This window comes from Microcoleus vaginatus HSN003 (assembly GCF_022701255.1).
Lineage (GTDB): Bacteria > Cyanobacteriota > Cyanobacteriia > Cyanobacteriales > Microcoleaceae > Microcoleus > Microcoleus vaginatus_B.
Map to the genome: position 1 here is coordinate 5682457 of NZ_CP031705.1, position 17240 is coordinate 5699696.

Genomic DNA, 17240 nt, shown 5'->3' on the forward strand with positions numbered 1-17240 from the left:
GTTTAAACAGAGAAAATTATGAACGATCGAATTGTGCGTCTGATTGGTTTAACTGGGGGCATCGCCACCGGTAAAACCGCTATATCTAATTATCTGAGAGATGCCTGTGGATTTCCGATTTTAGATGCCGATATTTACGCCCGCGAAGCTGTGAACCCCGGTTCGCCAATACTTGACTCTATTCTAGAACGATACGGCGCGGGTATTTTGCTCCCCGACGGCAATTTAAATCGGCCCGAGTTGGGAAATATTATTTTTTGTAACCCAGCCGAGCGCCAGTGGTTAGAACAACAGATTCACCCTTACGTGCGCCGCCGATTAGTTGAGGAAACTCAAAGCTGCATTGCTGCATCAAGTCCGGTATCCCAGGACACACAGAATTTAGGTACAAAGACTCAAGAAACCGGTTTTTTTCACCAAAAGCTAGAACCGAGTATTTTTGAAAAAAACCCCGGTTTCTGCGCCCCGACTGACACGTTAACTTTGGTTTTGGTAGTGCCGCTGCTGTTTGAAGCTAACATGACTGACTTGTGTACCGACATTTGGGTGGTGTACTGTTCACCCGAAGTGCAGTTAGAACGACTAATGCAGCGAGACGGCTTGAGTTACGATCGAGCTCAGGCCCGCATTAACACTCAGTTTCCGCTGGCTCAAAAATGTCAACAAGCTGATGTTATTTTGGACAACTCGTCAACCCTCGACTCGCTATTCCTGCAGGTAGATGTGCAAGTCAGTCGCTGTGAGATTTGATATTTGAGATTGACTCCGCGATATCAGTTTTAAAACCAGTTTTTTTTACTCCCTGCGCGCCAGTTGGATTTGAGAGTTGAGATTTGAGATTGAATCCAGGATTTTGTGAAGGAGCTTTTTTTCCCCAACCACTTTCGACTCCTCCTTCGGAGTGGCGCGTAAGCCCTCTGGTCACAAAGCAAGATCAGAAAAGTCAGAAAAGTCAGAAAAAATCAAAGCTTCACAATTTATTTAAAAATATAATAGCAACGATTTATTACGTTAATCTGAAAAATTAGGCATTGCCCGCTTTAAGGAATCTCCCTGGGGGGGTGACGACCCGCCCCAAACCCATATTTAGTAAGGATTGAGCCAACTTGTGGTAAAAAAAGATAGGCAGCAGAGTTGTTACACGCTTGCCTATCCAAAAAAATAATGATACCAAGATTCTACCAGACTCATTTACAAAAACACCTGACGCCATCTCAGTTTTTGGTGATGACAATTTTGCTATCCTTGATGCAATCAGAAAAACAAGTGAGATTAGAGCGGCTCTCCCGAGTATTTCCCTGTCTAATTACAGCCGAAAGTCGGCGACGTAAATTACAAAGATTTTTAGATTTACAGAACTTAACAATCGAATTAATTTGGTTCCCATTAATTACTTATTGGTTGACCACTTATTGCCGTGTTGGTACTCGCTTATCAATCGCAATTGATCGCAGTCAATGGGGCTGTATTAATCTGTTCATGGTTAGCTTAATCTGGGAGCGAAGAGCAATTCCATTGTACTGGTCATTGTTGCCGAAATTGGGCAGCAGCAACTTCGAGGAACAAACTACAAATCTACAGCAAGTTTTACCATTGTTTTCAGAATATAAAGTCATCGTTTTAGGAGATCGTGAATTTTGTTCGGTCGATTTAGGAAACTGGCTGAAGGAAAAGGGTGTGTCTTTTTGCTTAAGAATAAAGAGGAATCATTGTATCGAAATAGAACATTTAGTTTGGCAGCGGTTAGATGAATTAGGAATAGTAGCAGGAACCTCTTTATATTTTCAAGGTAAAAGAGTTAGGAAAACACGGGCGTCCCACTGGATTTGATGTTGCTTGTAAGTGGAAAAGAAACTATGGAGCCTGGAAGGTTGATGAAGCATGGTTTATTCTCACAGATTTAGGTTCATTATCGGCAGCTATCGATGCTTACAAGCAACGGATGGGCATTGAAGAAATGTTTAGAGATTGTAAAACAGGAGGCTACGATCTGGAAGGAACTAGCTTAAAAGAAAATCGACTTATTAACATAATTCTGCTCATGACACTCGCCTACAGTTCGGCAATATTTGAAGGCACATCTCTTCGGAAAAAGCAGGTAGAAAAATATGTATGTCGGCGTCAAGAACCTAAAAAAAGATATCGAAGACGGAGTACATTTGGTGTTGGCTTAGATGGAGAAAAGTGGGTTAATTATCTCGAACAATATTCTGATGTGGTGGAACAGTTAATAAAGTTAACTCCAAATAAACGTCGCTTTTATCAACAAGGTATGCGGGCTGCAACCCTGATGGGGTCTATCTCCTAGGCCTCTTTGTCACCCCCCCAGGGAATCTCCTTGACCAAGATATGGATATCTAAGGTGCTGATGGCGCGCTTGGGTACTCTCCTGTTATGTCTTGAATCCCTGGATTGCGGCTTCACATCAATAAATTATGAAGTTAATCATAAAAGTAGTAAAACTTTACAATTGGCAGTTTTTGTTTCCTTGTTGGAAGACCGTTTCAAGAGGATTCCAGGGGTCATACCATTTTAGATTTTAGATTTTAGATTTTAGATTGGGGAATGATTTATAACTACCAGGGTTGGCAAGACGGGCATATAAGAGTAGCATGATTTTTTTGAACATGGTCTTGAATTCTGCTGGTTGCCCGCAAGTAGCAGAGAACTAGAAATTACCAGCGAACAAGCGAGCTAGAGGATAGATTTCACCAGCTTTTAACAAAAACTCAAAAAAATTGTAGCTGCCGTCACTTACTAATGAATGATTTCGCCACAATTATTTTTTTTATCCTGATAGCAGAGTACAGACTGCGTATCAAGAAGGGGAAAATACAAACACCAAAATTTATGATGCGCGTTTACTCTTCCATCCTGATGTCAAGCCTGTTACTGAGCGGCACCGCAGTTAACGCTCAAAGCTTAGAAACTCGATCGACCTTTTTTGCTCAAGACAACTCTGCGCCCGAAATTTTAACCGTTCTACCTGACACTCAGAGCTTGTACGACGATAAGGATAAAGATACTAAGGCACCAGAACGAGGCGAGGGGAGATAAAGCCGAAAAAACCGATAATGGCAGGGAATTAGGCGGAGAATAGGAGAATGTAAAATTGGGAGAAGAAGAGAAAAATTGAAGATTTCGAGCCATTAATTGGGGACTGAGGTACTGCGTAGCAAAAAACCGATTTTTCAGCGGTATTTGACGATTCAACGCATAATTGTTCGCTATTCCGGTTTTTTTGCCAAATATCGTCAAAATATCAGACACCACAAACGGGCGCGAAATGTTGCACTCAAAAAATAAAGGTAAAGCGCGAGTAGGAATCTGGCGCTTTACCTTTATTTTTTAAACTTTTGCAGCTTTAATCTTCTTCCGCAGCTTCGCCACCAACAACTACATCGCGAATCCGCAAACTCGGGCCGCCGCAGCCGACGGGCAAACCGCTTTGTCCTGCCTTGCCACAGCCGCCGGATTCATCCCAGTAGAAATCGTCGCCGATCGCCTCAATATCGGCTAAAGTGCTGAAAACATTACCCGAAAGAGTAACATCCCGTACCGGATTGTCGAGTTTTCCGTCGCGGATCATCCAAGCTTCGCCGGCACTGAAAGTAAACATTTCGCCGTTAGTCATGCCGCCTTGCCAATTGCGCGCATAAACTCCTTCTTTGATGCCAGAAAATAAGTCAGCAACTGGCGTGTCACCCCGTTCGATCCAAGTATTCGTCATGCGGACGATCGGCGGATAATGATAATTCAAACAGCGAGCATTGCCAGTAGGCGTTTCTCCCAATTTGCCCGCTGTTTCCCGCGAGTGCAGTCGCCCGACTAAAGCGCCGTCTTTAATTAACTGAGTAGTAGTCGCGGGAGTGCCTTCGTCGTCGTAGAAATAGCTGCCCCGGTGTCCCTCTGGCGCTGCACCGTCGAAAATTTGCAAGTTTTTGGGGCCGAACTGGCGGCCGAGGGTCATAATTTCCAAGATGTCGGGATTTTCGTAGGCCATGTCAGCTTCGGAAAGGTGTCCGAAGGCTTCGTGGACGAATAATCCGGTCAAAATTGGGTCGATGACGACGGTGTAGGTGTTGCCTTGGACGGGGGGTAAGGCTAGGGAATCTACGGCTCTCTGGGCGGCGCTGCGAACTTGAACGTCAAGCTCGGTTAAGTCTTCGTAAGCTTTGCGGGAACCGGTGGTTTCGCGGCCGGTTTGTACGGTTTCCCCACTGCGGGCTGTGGCGGCAAAGCGCATTTCCATGTCTGCCCAACCTTGTTCTAGCATGGTGCCTTCGGAGGTGGCCAGGAGCATCCGCTGGGTGCTGTCGCCGTAGCGCACGGAGATGGTGGCGATGCGGGGGTCAATGCTGCGGAGAATGGCCGCGTAGCGATCGCACAATTGCTTTTTGTCAATTAGGGGAACCAGACGGGGGTCTGTTCCTGTCAGCGGCAGCAAGCAAATGTCTTGTATTGGGCTAACTGGCGCCAGGATCGTTTCTTCCTCGCCGATCAGTTTGGCCGCGGCGATGGCTTCTTCGATTCTTTCGGCGAGGGTGGAAAGTCGGTTAAAACTGGCAAAGCCCCAGCCGCCTTTGTGACAAGCTCTGACTTGGCCGCCAATTGAGACTCCTTCGCTGAGGGTTTCAATTTTTTCGCCCCGCAGCAGGATGTCGGTGCCTTCGGCTTCTTCCAGTCGAATTGCCAGATAATCGACTTGGTTGCGGTAGCGCGCCATTAAGTCTGACAGCAGATTTTTTGAGTCGGCGATCGAGGTGGGCATAAGGAAAGCACGGTGTTTAACTTACTTCATTTTGCACTTTTGTTAGGGCGATCGTGCAAAATATCGCCCCAAGCGCGGAGATTGCGACTTATTGGTACGGTTCTGCCAATATCGTTAGTTAACAAATGTGGATATCCTGTGAGTTAGGAGGAAGGCGCAAGAAATTATGCGGGATTTTTTGATCGTGCTGGTGCTTGACTCCTAACTCCTGAACTTTCCTATACATAAATACTTCACCCTTCATGCCTCCGAAGGTGGGTTTATAACTGTGAATACTTACTTTTTACCGACAATAAGCGAAATTTTAGCCTCCGAAGGCCAAGAAAATGACCTGAGTCTCTTTGATGCTAAGTTGGCGGGAGAAAACAACCGCCATCGATGTTCTGGAAGCCGTGGGGCTGCTCGGCTGAAAGCTGAACAGGAATGGTACGGGGCGATCGCAGCTTTGAATCAAATGCTCGATCGACAAAAAGCAGGACAAAAAACAGATGCCGATCGACCAAATTGTCGATCGACAATCCCCAATTCCTGTCAGGGATTGGTTTTGTCGGGCCCATCTTCGGTTTTGACTGACCCCGCTTTGGCCAACGGCTTTGCCAATTGGATTTTTACCAGTATTCCCGACAACGATGCAGCTTTGTGGTCTTTTCGGGCTAGACAAACTTTAGCTTTAATGCCGGCGGCTGATGTGCAAACATCAGTGCCTGCAGCGGCCCCGGCTTTGGCTTTGACAACTGGCGATCCCTTAGCCAATGAGCAGTTTTGTTTGGTTTTAACTGTTAGTTTTAGCCTGGTGATGGTTTTGGGTGAAAATTCTGCGGGAATTCCGGCTTTTCTATTTTCTTTCGACCCGCAAGTAGTGGCGAAAGCTTGGGAGGTTTTGCGGCGCAGGGTGACTGAAAGTGACTGTTTACTTGCCAATGCTGACGCCAGCTTCAATTTACCAGTTAGCCAATTAACTAATAATTCTACTAAATTAGATGCGCTGTTCCAGCAGTTTTTGCCTGTTGCTCCAAATTATCAAACAGTGATGCAGTTCAGCCGCTTGCTGTTACATAATTTACCGCTTGGGAAAGATGAAGCAGGCAGGATAAAGGATGAAAGAATTGATGATGGTTTGAACCCGATACATCAAAAGTTATCGGCTACAGATATCAACTGCAAATCTCCAATTCCTCTGGCTACTAAAGAGGTGGAATTGCTACAGGCGATCGCCCACGAAGTCCGCACACCTTTGGCTACCATTCGCACGCTGACTCGATTGCTGCTGAAACGTCCCAAACTTGAGCCGATCGTAGTCAAGCGTTTGGAAATGATTGATGCTGAGTGTACCGCTCAGATCGATCGCTTCGGTTTAATTTTCCGCGCCGTGGAATTGGAAATGTCGCAAGCTAAAAATTCGGGCGTGCAGCTAACAGCAATGTCCCTCGGTGAAGTGCTACAAAATAGCATTCCCCGCTGGCAAAAACAGGCGACTGTGCGAAACCACACTTTGGAAGTTATTGTGCCGAAAAAGTTGCCGGCGGTAGTCAGCGATCCGACGATGTTGGATCAGGTTTTAACTAATCTGATTGAGAATTTTACTCGAACTTTGCCTTCGGGGAGTCGCATTCAGGTGGAGGTGACATTGGCGGGAAATCAGTTAAAGTTGCAGTTGGAATCGGAACACCTACCTGAAGGTAATGGCGCATCGACTTTTGCAGCTAAGGCAAATGCTCCTTTGCGCTCGATCGGGCCTTTGTTGATGGTGCAGCCGGAGACGGGAAGTTTGAGTTTAAACTTAAGCGTGACTAAGAATTTATTTCGGGCTGCTGGCGGGAAGTTAGTAATTCGCCAGCGGCCCCAAAAGGGCGAGGTGATGACGGTATTTTTGCCGCTGCAATAGTTATTAATTATTGGCAAAATCTGTAGGGGCGGGTTTAACCAACCATCTATGTCAGAAACGAACAATATAATAAACCCGCCCCAGCCCAACGACAAATCCGAATGGATATTTTTTGAATGATATCGTTTCCGGTTGCATCGGAATAATAAAATCGAGTCAACAGTTAACACTCAACCATTCAGTTTTTCGACCCCGAATCAACAGTCCACAGTCAACAGTCAACAGTCAACAATCATGTATGAGTGCAACCGGAATTGATATGAGATCGAACCTCATGTTAATCTGGGTTATTGGTTGGGTGGGTGCGGGTTTAACCAACCATCTATGTCAGAAACGAACAATATAATAAACCCGACCCAGCCCAACGACAAATCCGAATAGATATTTTTTGAATGGGATCGAACCTCATGTTAATCTGGGTTATTGGTTGGTGGGGGCGGGTTTTTATAGATTGTTTGTGAGCCTGAAATATTGTTGGTTAAACCCGCCCCTACAGCACGATCGCATTAATCAATTAAAATCTCAATGACAAACTCAGTTCCTTCTCCAGGTGTAGAAAAACAACTCAGTTTCCCGCCGTGTTTTTCTTCTACAATTTGACGGGCGATCGCCAGTCCTAACCCAGTTCCTTTGCCCACATCTTTAGTGGTAAATAGATGGTCGAAGATACGATTTTTCACATCTTCGGACATTCCTTTTCCGTTATCGGCGATGGAAATTTTTACCTTTTCACTTTCTACTTTTGTCCGAATAGTGATGTGATTGGGATGGGCGTTAATTTCGGCAAAACTCCGTCCTTGATTCGATTCTTCTAAGGCATCGATCGCATTTGCTAACAAATTCATAAATACCTGGTTTAATTGTCCCAAATAACATTTTACTTTGGGAATCTTGCCGTACTCTTTAATGATTTCAATTTCAGGATGCTTGTCGCTCGCTTTCAGGCGATGGCGTAAAATCATCAAAGTGCTATTGAGGCCTTCGTGGATATTGGCCTCGACTTTATGTGCGGTATCAGCGCGAGAGAAAGTGCGGAGGGATGTGCTGATGTTTTTGATGCGCTCGCATCCTATTTTCATGGAACTCAACATTTTGGGTAAATCTTCTACTAGATAATCTAAATCTATTTCCTCTGCTTTCTTAATCAATTCTGCTTCCGATGGAGGATACTTTTCTTGATAGAGGCGCAAATAATCAATTAAGTCTTGGACTCCAGCATGAGCTTCATTAATGTTCCCAGCAATGAAACCAACGGGGTTGTTGATTTCATGGGCAACCCCTGCCACTAAATTACCTAATGCTGACATCTTTTCACTTTGGATCATTTGCATCTGAGTTTGCTGAAGTTCATTCAAAGTCTGCTGCACTTGGTGATAGAGACGGGCATTCTCCAGAGCGATCGCCGCTTGGCTAGAGAGAAAATTCAGCACTAGGAGGCGATCGCGACTAAACACCCCACTGGTTATCCGATTTTCTAGATACAAAATGCCGACCAAATTCCCCTGATTTAGAATTGGCAAGCCCAGGAAACTCTCCGGTTTGTGGTGCTCTAAATAATCGTCAATCACAGGCAGATCAGTTTTGAGGTGATCGATCGCAACTGTTGCTAGGGTGTTTTTGACATACTGAATTAATTTAACCGGAACAGTGGGATTGTTCTCTAGTGGTTCCCTTTGCAGGCTAATGTTTTCCCAGGTAGCTATCGCCCGCACTTGCCATTGTTGATGTTGGCAGAGCATCAGTGCACAGCGATCGGCTCCCGAGTTTTGTAACATGGTTTGGGTCACAATTTGCAGCAACTCATCCAGGTCGATCGTACTGGAGATCATTTGGGAGATTTCCAGCAGGGTCGTAAAATCTAGAGCCTGGTTGATGGAGGTGCTTGAGGTAGTGTGGTGGGTGCTCGAATGAATTGAGTAGGTGGGATTGGTAAGGGTGGATAGGGTTTCTAAAATAGTGAGGGGTTGGGCGCACTGTTGTAAGATGGGGCGCAGCAGATCGGGATAACGTTGTTCTAGATCATCGGTTTTGGCTTTTGCTCCCCAGCGAGCGTAACAATAGTAGGCTTCCTGCATATAGCCTGCAGCGACTTTTTCTTTGCCGCAACCGAGATAGAATTTAGCGCCGAGTTCGTTGGCTAAGGCTTCTTCGTTGAGGAATTGGTTTTCTTGGGCGAGAACGATGGCGCGATCGTACAACTCAGCAGCCTGCCATTTTTGTTCAGCAACACGAGCCATCTCCGCCTCTAAAAGCAGAAATTTGGACAGACAGTTTTCAGGACAGTTGTGTGCCCAGATTTGAAGTTGTGCGCGATTATTATGCAGAAATTCTTGATAATCTTTTTGTTCTTTCGGGGTGGCTAACCCATAAAGTTGCAATACAGTCAAAGACTGATAAAAACAATGCAGAATACGTTGAAATTGTCCATATAGTGCATTAGAAAACTCTGCCGCCGCTACTAACATTTCATAAGCTTTAGCATACTCACCATAGGTGAAAAACAAAAATGCTTTAGCGAAGTAGTATGTACTACTGCCATAGCCATAGCCAATTTCATTGAATGTTGCTAGCGCCGACTCTTCATCAAATGTTTCAGAGCTAAGGCTATACTTCCCTATCGTTAGCCCTTGCAAGTTCTCTAGGAGGTTGCACTGAAGAATGAGGGCAAATGCTGTCGTAATCTCCGTCCGTTCCGCAAAGCTGATGTACTTTTCATGTCGAGCCAGCAAACTATGAATATCGCTTGATACGATCGCCTGCTGCCAGAAACTGAACAGAGCACTGTGATGACACCAAGAAAAATCCCCTACCTCCATTGCCCCCTGATAAGCAGCTTGTTGCAGATCAAGATTGGAACTGACGTGCTTGCGCCAATGGTTGATAAAGTTGCCGAACGACATATAAATTTTGCCATTCAGGGTGGTGTTATTAAATTTTTCATTCACATTCAACCCTAAAAGTCCAAACTCATAGCCCAGTTCATAGTCTTGAAAGCGTTGGCAGAGAATTGTCCCATACCAAACATAAACAAAACCCGCCACATTTGTATTCCCGTATTGCAAACAGAGATTGGTCATGTGTAAAACAACCAACACTAACAACTCCTGATTAGTTAGGTAAGTGGGCGGTACCATGTTCATTAGTAGTTTGATCAGCATCTGGCGCTCTTCATCGACAATGAGTGGTGCGTCGATTAGTCCTGCAACGGCGCGCTGATTTAAGGTTTTTTTAACTTCCAGAGCCATCCCTTCTAACTCTGCTTCCTGTGGCATAATCGCCAGTTCTAAGCCTAACAGTTTCAGCCCTTCGATTCCTACCTGAATCGCCTTTTGATAGAGTGCCTTATTTTGATAATGAGTTAGCTGAACTGCAATGATTTTGGATTTGTCAAGACTTGTTTTTGCATTTTTAAAGGCTATTTTTATTAATTTTTCAGCTTCCTCAAAATTACCTGCCAAGAACTCAGTCTCAAGGCTTTCGAGATACATAATAAATGTTAATTGGTACAGAGATTTCCATTTATTGCTGGGTAGGAAACTTAAACCGAAAGCGAGATATTTTGTCGCCGATTCATAAGCTGTTGATAGTTTGGCTCTATGCCCTGCAAAGAGGCTAATCTTAGCGAGCTTAGTTCGTTCTTCTTGCTGCGTTATTAGGTCGGAGCTAATGATATAATGATTAATAATATCGAACACTTCTTCTCCTCTTTCAACTTCGGAGAAAGTGGGAAGAAGTAACTGGCCAATTTTGAGATGGGTTGCTTGCTTTTGGTTCTCAGGAATTAATGAATAAGCAGCTTGCTGAACCCGATCGTGTAGAAATTTGTAGTGAGGTAATTGAGCGGCGGGCGTTGGCAATGCGGAGCTGGTTGTCCGCTCTTCTTTTCCTAGATAAAACTTGTAAATTTCACTGGTTGGTAAGATGAATCCTTCTTGCAATGATTTCCACAAATCCGCAGCAGTTTCTTCTGGCGACTTCTCGCTAACTACCGCCAATGTATTCAAATCAAAGTGCGCTCCAATGCACGCAGCCAACTTCAGCACATCCTGAGTTTCTGGCGGCAACTTCTGCAATTGCACCGCCATAAACTCCACTACATCATCGGTGATAGTTAGGGCTTTGACTTTGGCAATATCGCACTGCCACCCCCCTCTTACCCCCCTCTCTCTCCCCTGGGAAAGGGGGGTGGGGTCAAACGCAATCAGCCCATCTTCCTGTAGCGCCCTGAGAAATTGCGTGGCAAAAAATGGATTGCCTTTGGTTTTTTGATAAACTAACTCGGTTAAGGGCTGAGCAAGAAGGATCTCGCACGAGAGCGTATCTGCTATCAAATCGTTAATATCAGTTTGACTCAGAGGTTCCAAGGTAATAGTATTTACCGTTACTTGGGATTTTTCCATCTCTGCTACTGCCAACATAAATGGATGAGCCGGAGATACTTCGTTATCTCGATAGGCCCCAATTACCAGCAAATTCTGACTATTTTTTTCACTCATCAACACTTGCAAAAGCTTCAGGGATGCTGAATCTGACCATTGCAAATCATCCAAAAAAATCACTAAGGGATGTTCTTTGGTGGCAAAAACAGAGATAAATTTTTGAAATAGTAAATTGAAACGATTTTCGGCGGCACTTCCCGAAAGTTCCGAAACCGGCTGTTGTTTGCCAATAATTCGTTCCAATTCGGGAATTACTTCTACAATAACTTGACCGTTTTCGCCAAGAGCATTGATAATTTTCCTTTGCCATCGTTCTAGCTGAGCGTCGCTTTCTGAGAGTAATTGCTCCATCAAATCTCGGAAGGCTTGCACAAAAGCGCTAAAGGGAATGTTACGTTGAAATTGGTCGTATTTACCTTTGATAAAGTAACCGCGTTGGCGAACTATGGGTTTGTGGATTTCGTTGACTACAGCGGTTTTCCCAATGCCGGAAAATCCGGCAACTAGCATCATTTCGCTGTGGGATAAATTCGAGTCACCCCCGCCGTCTTTAGTAAGGGGTGAGTCTTCTTTTTCCTCGTTTCTCTCGTTCCCCGGCTCTTCTGGGTCATGAGAGTTAGAGGGGTTTGCTACTCGATCGAATGCTGCTAATAATGCAGCGACTTCGGTTGCTCGACCGTAGAGTTTTTCGGGTATGATAAAGCGATCGCAAAAATCCCGCCGCCCAATGGCAAAACTCTCAATTTTACCTGTCTCATTGAGTTGTTGCCAACAAGTTTTTAAATCGGCTTTCAACCCTAATGCACTCTGATACCGAGTTTCGGCATTTTTGGCCATCAATTTGCTGACAATTTCCGAGAGAACCAGGGGAATTTTGGGATTAATTTCACGTACAGAGGGCGGGTGATGGGCAATATGATAGTGGATCAATTCCATTGGATCGCTAGATTGAAATGGCAATTTTCCTGTCAGCAATTCGTAAAAGGTTACACCTAATGAATAAAAGTCGGTGCGGTAGTCAAGGCCGCGATTCATTCTTCCTGTTTGTTCGGGAGATAGATAGCTGAGTGTTCCTTCGATTACGTTGGGACTCATCACTATTTGAGTTTCTCGCGGCAGCAAAGATGCAATACTAAAGTCAATGAGTTTGACTTGTTTAGTCTTAGGATTTATTAAAATATTGGCGGGTTTAATGTCTTTGTGAATGATGCGGTGGCGGTAAAGTATATCTAATGTGTTGCTTAGGTCGATCGCTATTTGGAAAAAATCAACCAGAGATGGCACAGTTTTTCCTTTCCCCGTCCATTCCTTTAGAGAAATTCCCCCAAAGTCTTCCACAATCAGCGCATAGCCGTTCCGGTAGGCTTCCAAGCTGTAGGTTTGGATGATTCCGGGCAAATTCAGGTTTTTGGCGATCGTGTATTGATTGCGGAAATGCAAGAGTTCGCTGAAGCTGGGATACTCGTTCCGCAAGACTTTGATGGCGACCGGTTTTCGGTCGTAAAGGCGAGTTCCGCGATAAACTAGGGTGCGAGTGCCTGAATAAATTCGATCGAGAATTTGATAGCCAGTTAATTCTATCATGGCAATAATTATTTTTTAGGAAAATATTTGATTTACTCTTACAACCTAGTGCAAATCAGATTCTTCCTTGGTATTAATACTTAAAAATATAACAAATTTCGCAGCCCGCGAACAGCTAACCGTTAACGGTTAACCTAATTCGGTTAACCGTTAACAGTTAACCGAATTCAGTTAACCGAATTCATTCTCGCTTTCAAGGCATCTCGCGCTTGTTCTCGATCGTCAAAATGGACTTTTTCGGTGCCCAAAATCTGATAATCTTCGTGTCCTTTCCCTGCAATCAGTACGCCATCTCCGGGTTTAGCATCCATAATAGCAGTGCGAATTGCAGCGGCTCGATCGCACATCACGATCGGCTTTACTGCGGCGGGAATTCCTGCTAAAACATCCTCCAAAATGCGATCGGGATTTTCAGTGCGCGGATTGTCGGAAGTAACAACAGTTAAATCAGCTAATTGTGCAACGATTTTACCCATAATCGGCCGCTTAGTGCGATCGCGATCGCCACCGCAGCCAAACACGCAAATCATCTGACCCGGAATAAACGGCCGCGACGCCTTCAACAAGTTCTCCAAACTGTCGGGAGTGTGCGCGTAATCGACAATGACGCTAATATCTTGGTCGGGACTAATTTGCACCCGTTCCATCCGTCCCGGAACTCCGGAAAACTGAGATAATTTCTCCACAATTGCGGACAAATCTAAACCCAATTCCAAAACCGCACCGACAGCAGCCAACATATTTGATAAATTGAACTGACCGACTAAAGGCAACGAAAAAGTAGCGTCGCCCTTCGGCGTGTGCAGCATTCCCTTAACTCCATTGGGCTGATAATCTAAATCAAAAGCATACAAATCTGCCGTTTTCACAACAGTGCTGTAACTCCAAACTCGGTCAGATTGGATGGTTTCAACTATCCGCTGCCCGTAGGGGTCGTCAATATTAATTACAGCGCGATTTGCGAGGTAATCCGAACCAAATAAAAGCGATTTAGCCTCAAAATAATCTTCCATATCACGGTGATAATCTAGATGATCTTGAGTCAAGTTTGTAAAGACAGCAACTTCAAAACTACAGCCTAAAACTCGCTGCTGCGCTAAAGCGTGGGAACTGACTTCCATCACCCCGTGTTTGCATCCGGCTGCTACAGCTTCTGATAATTGCTTTTGCAGGTCAACGGCAAAAGGTGTAGTGTAAAGTGCAGTTTTTTGGAAGCCCGGCCAACGAGTGTAAAGCGTGCCGAAAATCGCCGTCGGCAACTGCATTTCATTGAGCAAAAATTCGATTAAATGAGTTGTTGTTGTTTTGCCGTTAGTCCCGGTAACGCCGACAAGTTTTAATTTGGTAGCTGGATTGCCGTAAAAAGCAGTTGCTATTTGACCGCAAACTTGAGCCATATCGGCTGCTGCGATGACGCAGGGAACGGGGGGTTGGGGGGGTGTTTTCTCGGTTGCTTGGGTGGAAATTATGGCGGCAAGTGCACCAGATTCGATCGCACTTTGCCAAAAATCTCCCCCATCTACCCGAGTTCCCGGCATTCCCAAAAACAAATCGCCCGCCTGACAAGCGTGGGAATTAGTGGATAAACCCTTGACTTCGGCATCGAGGCCGGGATGTTGGGCGTCAAAGGAAATGCTGGGAACTGCTGCTAATAATTCTCTCAATTTCATCTGAAAAACTCCTCACTTGGATGTCTTGAATATGACTTGCGGAACACTTTTTTTGAGTCACTCTCTACAGGTTTTTGCTGGGCGCGGTGCAAACCCTACGAGTTTTGCTGTGTGCCCTACACACCATACAGGCCTAGATTAAAGTGCAGCGCACCCCGATGCGCGGATTAAGGCCTGAGTTTGGCGTAAATCGTATTATTTTGACCGCTCAGTTTGCAAATATTTCTGTAACATTTGCTCCAATTGGGCAACACTACAGCGGGGAGAAGGACGGGGTAACAGTTCTTCAGGGGAGAATGCAGCCTCGCCAGCAGAATTTTTTGGCTGAGGCTGCACTTTAAATAAAACTGGAACTTCGTACTGATAAGCTTCAAACCAATCGTTGCGTTCAGTAATATCTCTAACTTCGAGTTGAAACTTGAGGCTTTCAATCTGTTCGAGTTTTTCTTGCAACCCTTCGCACAAGTGGCATCCGGGTTTACTGTACAAAATCAATCGCATCATAAGATTACAATTAGACTTGATATTAAATTCTCGAACGGGCGATCGCAAGTTGACGAACCCAACGCGAGTAAGACGCAACTCACGGCTTTATTGGTCGCAATGCGCGATCGAAATTATCTTAGCATTGGGGGCGAACCAATTACCACGCTTGACAATCAAAACACTACAACCCCATCCCTCTCTTTCTTCTCTTCCTCTGTGCCCTCTGCGCCTCTGCGGTGAAAAAATAAATCTAGTTCACAAATAAAAGAGTTAAATTTATTCACACCACCTAATTGTCGAATTAAACTTGACTAATAAATCAATGTTTAGTATAGTATATAAATAGCCCTACAGAAAGGAGGCAGTATGGACTGCACCGAATACGCAGAAGCCAAGCGAAAAGCAGCAAAAAAAATTAGCGCCGACATTCGAGAACGCTGGAACAATCGCATCGTCACGCGAGGATTGCACTTGATGGGTGAAGCGGGGGCCGTGCAGTATTTAGCTGATTACGGGCGGGGAATTGGAACGGCAAAAGTTATTGGTTTTGCGCTGTGTGCGGAGTCGGAAGGATACCCGGAAATGGCGATCGGCTTTTGGAAAAGAGCCTTTGAATTGGAAACGGGAGAAAAGCCGATCGCCCTCAATACTCCAAACAATTCTACCGCCGATTTCGCTCCTGCTAAACAATCAACTTCCGACCCAAAAATAGAAACTGCCAACAATCCTATTGTTGCCGAATTGCCACCGCACTTGCAGCCGGGAAGGATTGTAACCATGCAGCCGGTTGACGCGCCGAGCGATCGTTCTTACTATATTGAAAATCCCGATTATTGGGGACAACCAAAGCGCGACGGCAATCGAGTAGTTGTCATCGCGACTCCCGATAAAGTATACTACCAATCGCGATCGACTAACCTGCGACAGCAAGCATCGATTGAGAGCGATCGCACATTAATCGACACAGCCGCTAAAATTGGCACTTTTGTTTTAGACGGCGAACTGTATTACAAAAGCTGTACCGGCAGCGAACACCGCACGGGGGCACAAGCTGCTACAGTTAATATTGAAAGCGGTTTTCCCACAATCCAGCCCAGCGCAATTTATGCCATTTTTAAAAGTTTGTTTTTCAAAGGCAATGACTTAACTACCGTGGCCGAATCCGAACGAATTGCAGCGGGAGTGGAAGTTGGCGAAAGGCTGGCGAATTTATCACCAGCCTTTGAAGTTGTACCGACATTTCGCACCACCGCCGAAAAAACCCTTTTGGCAAATCAGCAGGAATCGGAAAATAGAGAAGGCGAAGTTTGGGTGTTGCACCACTGTCACTATGTCGGCGGCAAAGATGTTAAGAAATATCCGATGGTGAGGACTAAATACTGTCTGGAATTAGACCTGTTTATTGTCGGCTTGACGGCGACAAAAGTGGCGGGGCGACCGTTTAGTGCCGTCAAAGTAGCGCAAGAAATCGAGGGCAAATTAGTGCCAGTAGGAACTGTAGGAACCGGGTTTAGCGGGCAGGAAATGCAGGAAATTGCCCGACTATACGAGGCTAACCCCAAAAGTGTCAAAATTAAAGTGCGATCGCAGGGTTTGACGGAAAGTGGCAAATTATGGCACGCACGATTTCTGGAGTTTTGTTAAATTTGTAGGGAAACGGCACTGCCCTTTCCTTCCCCGAATATTTGAGTTCCCACACATAGTATCAGATAAAATCAGCGGAGTAAAACTCAATGGTTATCAACAAAAACAATTTCTACATCTCTCCAGAAGAGTACCTAGAAGGCGAGCGAGTAAGCCCGATCAAACACGAATACAGACGCGGACACGTTTATGCAATGACAGGGGCAAAAAAGCCTCACATTATTATTGCTAGCAACTTAGTAAGGCGACTGGGAAATCACTTAGATAACACCGACTGCTTAGTTTTATCCTCAGATATAAAAGTCCGATTGGAAGAGGCAAATTGCTATTACTATCCTGACGTAGCGGTGACTTGCGACGAAAGAGACACCTCAACTGCTGAAGATTTCATTTTATATCCATCTTTAGTAGTTGAGGTCTTGTCGCCCTCAACGGCAGCTTTTGACAGAGGTGATAAATTTGCAGATTACCAAACTTCTCGGAGTTTGCAGGAATACGTGCTCATAACTCAATCAGAAATCAAAATAGAGTGTTTTCGACTCAATGCTGAGGGAAATTGGGTTTCTCAGACTTACCGACAAGGAGATGAGTTAGAGTTAATGAGTATAGATTTTCGCTGCCCGATCGCACAAGTTTATCAAAAAGTACCCGGCATCATATTATGATGTATGAAAAAAAACTTTCTTTGGTTCGCAGTCAGGAATGCAAGTCCTTCTTCTGAGGACTGAAGTCCTCACTAGGAACCGAAACGATAGCTAACA

Annotated in this window: 11 protein-coding genes; 7 read left to right on the forward strand and 4 right to left on the reverse strand. The window is 45.0% G+C overall.

The window, feature by feature from the left end; genetic code table 11:
• Positions 1–18: 18 nt before the first annotated feature.
• From coaE to patX, 4 genes are all read left to right on the forward strand, one after another.
• Positions 19–750 (forward strand): dephospho-CoA kinase, encoded by a 732-nt coding sequence (gene coaE / locus D0A37_RS24490; protein WP_242718357.1) that lies wholly within the window; start codon positions 19–21, stop codon positions 748–750.
• A gap of 414 nt (positions 751–1164) precedes the next feature.
• Complete coding sequence (locus tag D0A37_RS24495; RefSeq protein WP_242716793.1) at positions 1165–1830, forward strand: hypothetical protein; 666 nt, start codon at positions 1165–1167, stop codon at positions 1828–1830.
• A gap of 112 nt (positions 1831–1942) precedes the next feature.
• Positions 1943–2308, forward strand: coding sequence for a hypothetical protein (locus D0A37_RS24500; RefSeq protein ID WP_242716792.1), 366 nt, complete (start codon positions 1943–1945; stop codon positions 2306–2308).
• Positions 2309–2850: 542 nt separating this feature from the next.
• Entirely contained in the window at positions 2851–3057 is a 207-nt protein-coding gene (patX, locus tag D0A37_RS24505) for a heterocyst-inhibiting protein PatX (RefSeq protein ID WP_242718359.1), read from the forward strand.
• A 307-nt stretch (positions 3058–3364) separates the two neighbouring features.
• Here the strand turns inward: patX and D0A37_RS24510 are convergent, their stop codons facing one another.
• Positions 3365–4771 carry a TldD/PmbA family protein gene (locus D0A37_RS24510; RefSeq protein ID WP_242718361.1) on the reverse strand — a complete coding sequence of 469 codons (1407 nt, stop codon included), beginning with the start codon at positions 4769–4771 and terminating at the stop codon, positions 3365–3367.
• A gap of 268 nt (positions 4772–5039) precedes the next feature.
• Here D0A37_RS24510 and D0A37_RS24515 point away from each other — a divergent pair, with 268 nt between their 5' ends.
• The gene (locus tag D0A37_RS24515; protein ID WP_242718363.1) at positions 5040–6656 is read left to right on the forward strand and encodes a sensor histidine kinase; all 1617 of its coding nucleotides are present in this window, start codon (positions 5040–5042) and stop codon (positions 6654–6656) included.
• A 506-nt stretch (positions 6657–7162) separates the two neighbouring features.
• Here the strand turns inward: D0A37_RS24515 and D0A37_RS24520 are convergent.
• The 3 genes from D0A37_RS24520 to D0A37_RS24530 form a co-directional block, all read right to left on the reverse strand.
• The gene (locus tag D0A37_RS24520; protein WP_242718365.1) at positions 7163–12679 is read right to left on the reverse strand and encodes a trifunctional serine/threonine-protein kinase/ATP-binding protein/sensor histidine kinase; all 5517 of its coding nucleotides are present in this window, start codon (positions 12677–12679) and stop codon (positions 7163–7165) included.
• A gap of 167 nt (positions 12680–12846) precedes the next feature.
• Positions 12847–14349: a UDP-N-acetylmuramoyl-L-alanyl-D-glutamate--2,6-diaminopimelate ligase gene (locus tag D0A37_RS24525; RefSeq protein WP_242718367.1), complete on the reverse strand. Its 1503-nt coding sequence runs from the start codon at positions 14347–14349 to the stop codon at positions 12847–12849.
• A 195-nt stretch (positions 14350–14544) separates the two neighbouring features.
• Entirely contained in the window at positions 14545–14850 is a 306-nt protein-coding gene (locus D0A37_RS24530; protein WP_242725741.1) for a glutaredoxin family protein, read from the reverse strand.
• A 351-nt stretch (positions 14851–15201) separates the two neighbouring features.
• Here D0A37_RS24530 and D0A37_RS24535 point away from each other — a divergent pair, with 351 nt between their 5' ends.
• Both D0A37_RS24535 and D0A37_RS24540 read left to right on the forward strand, forming a co-directional pair.
• A complete protein-coding gene (locus D0A37_RS24535) occupies positions 15202–16479 on the forward strand; it encodes an ATP-dependent DNA ligase (RefSeq protein ID WP_242718369.1) in 1278 nt (425 codons plus the stop codon).
• Positions 16480–16568: 89 nt separating this feature from the next.
• Complete coding sequence (locus D0A37_RS24540) at positions 16569–17144, forward strand: Uma2 family endonuclease (RefSeq protein WP_242718372.1); 576 nt, start codon at positions 16569–16571, stop codon at positions 17142–17144.
• Positions 17145–17240 lie beyond the last annotated feature (96 nt).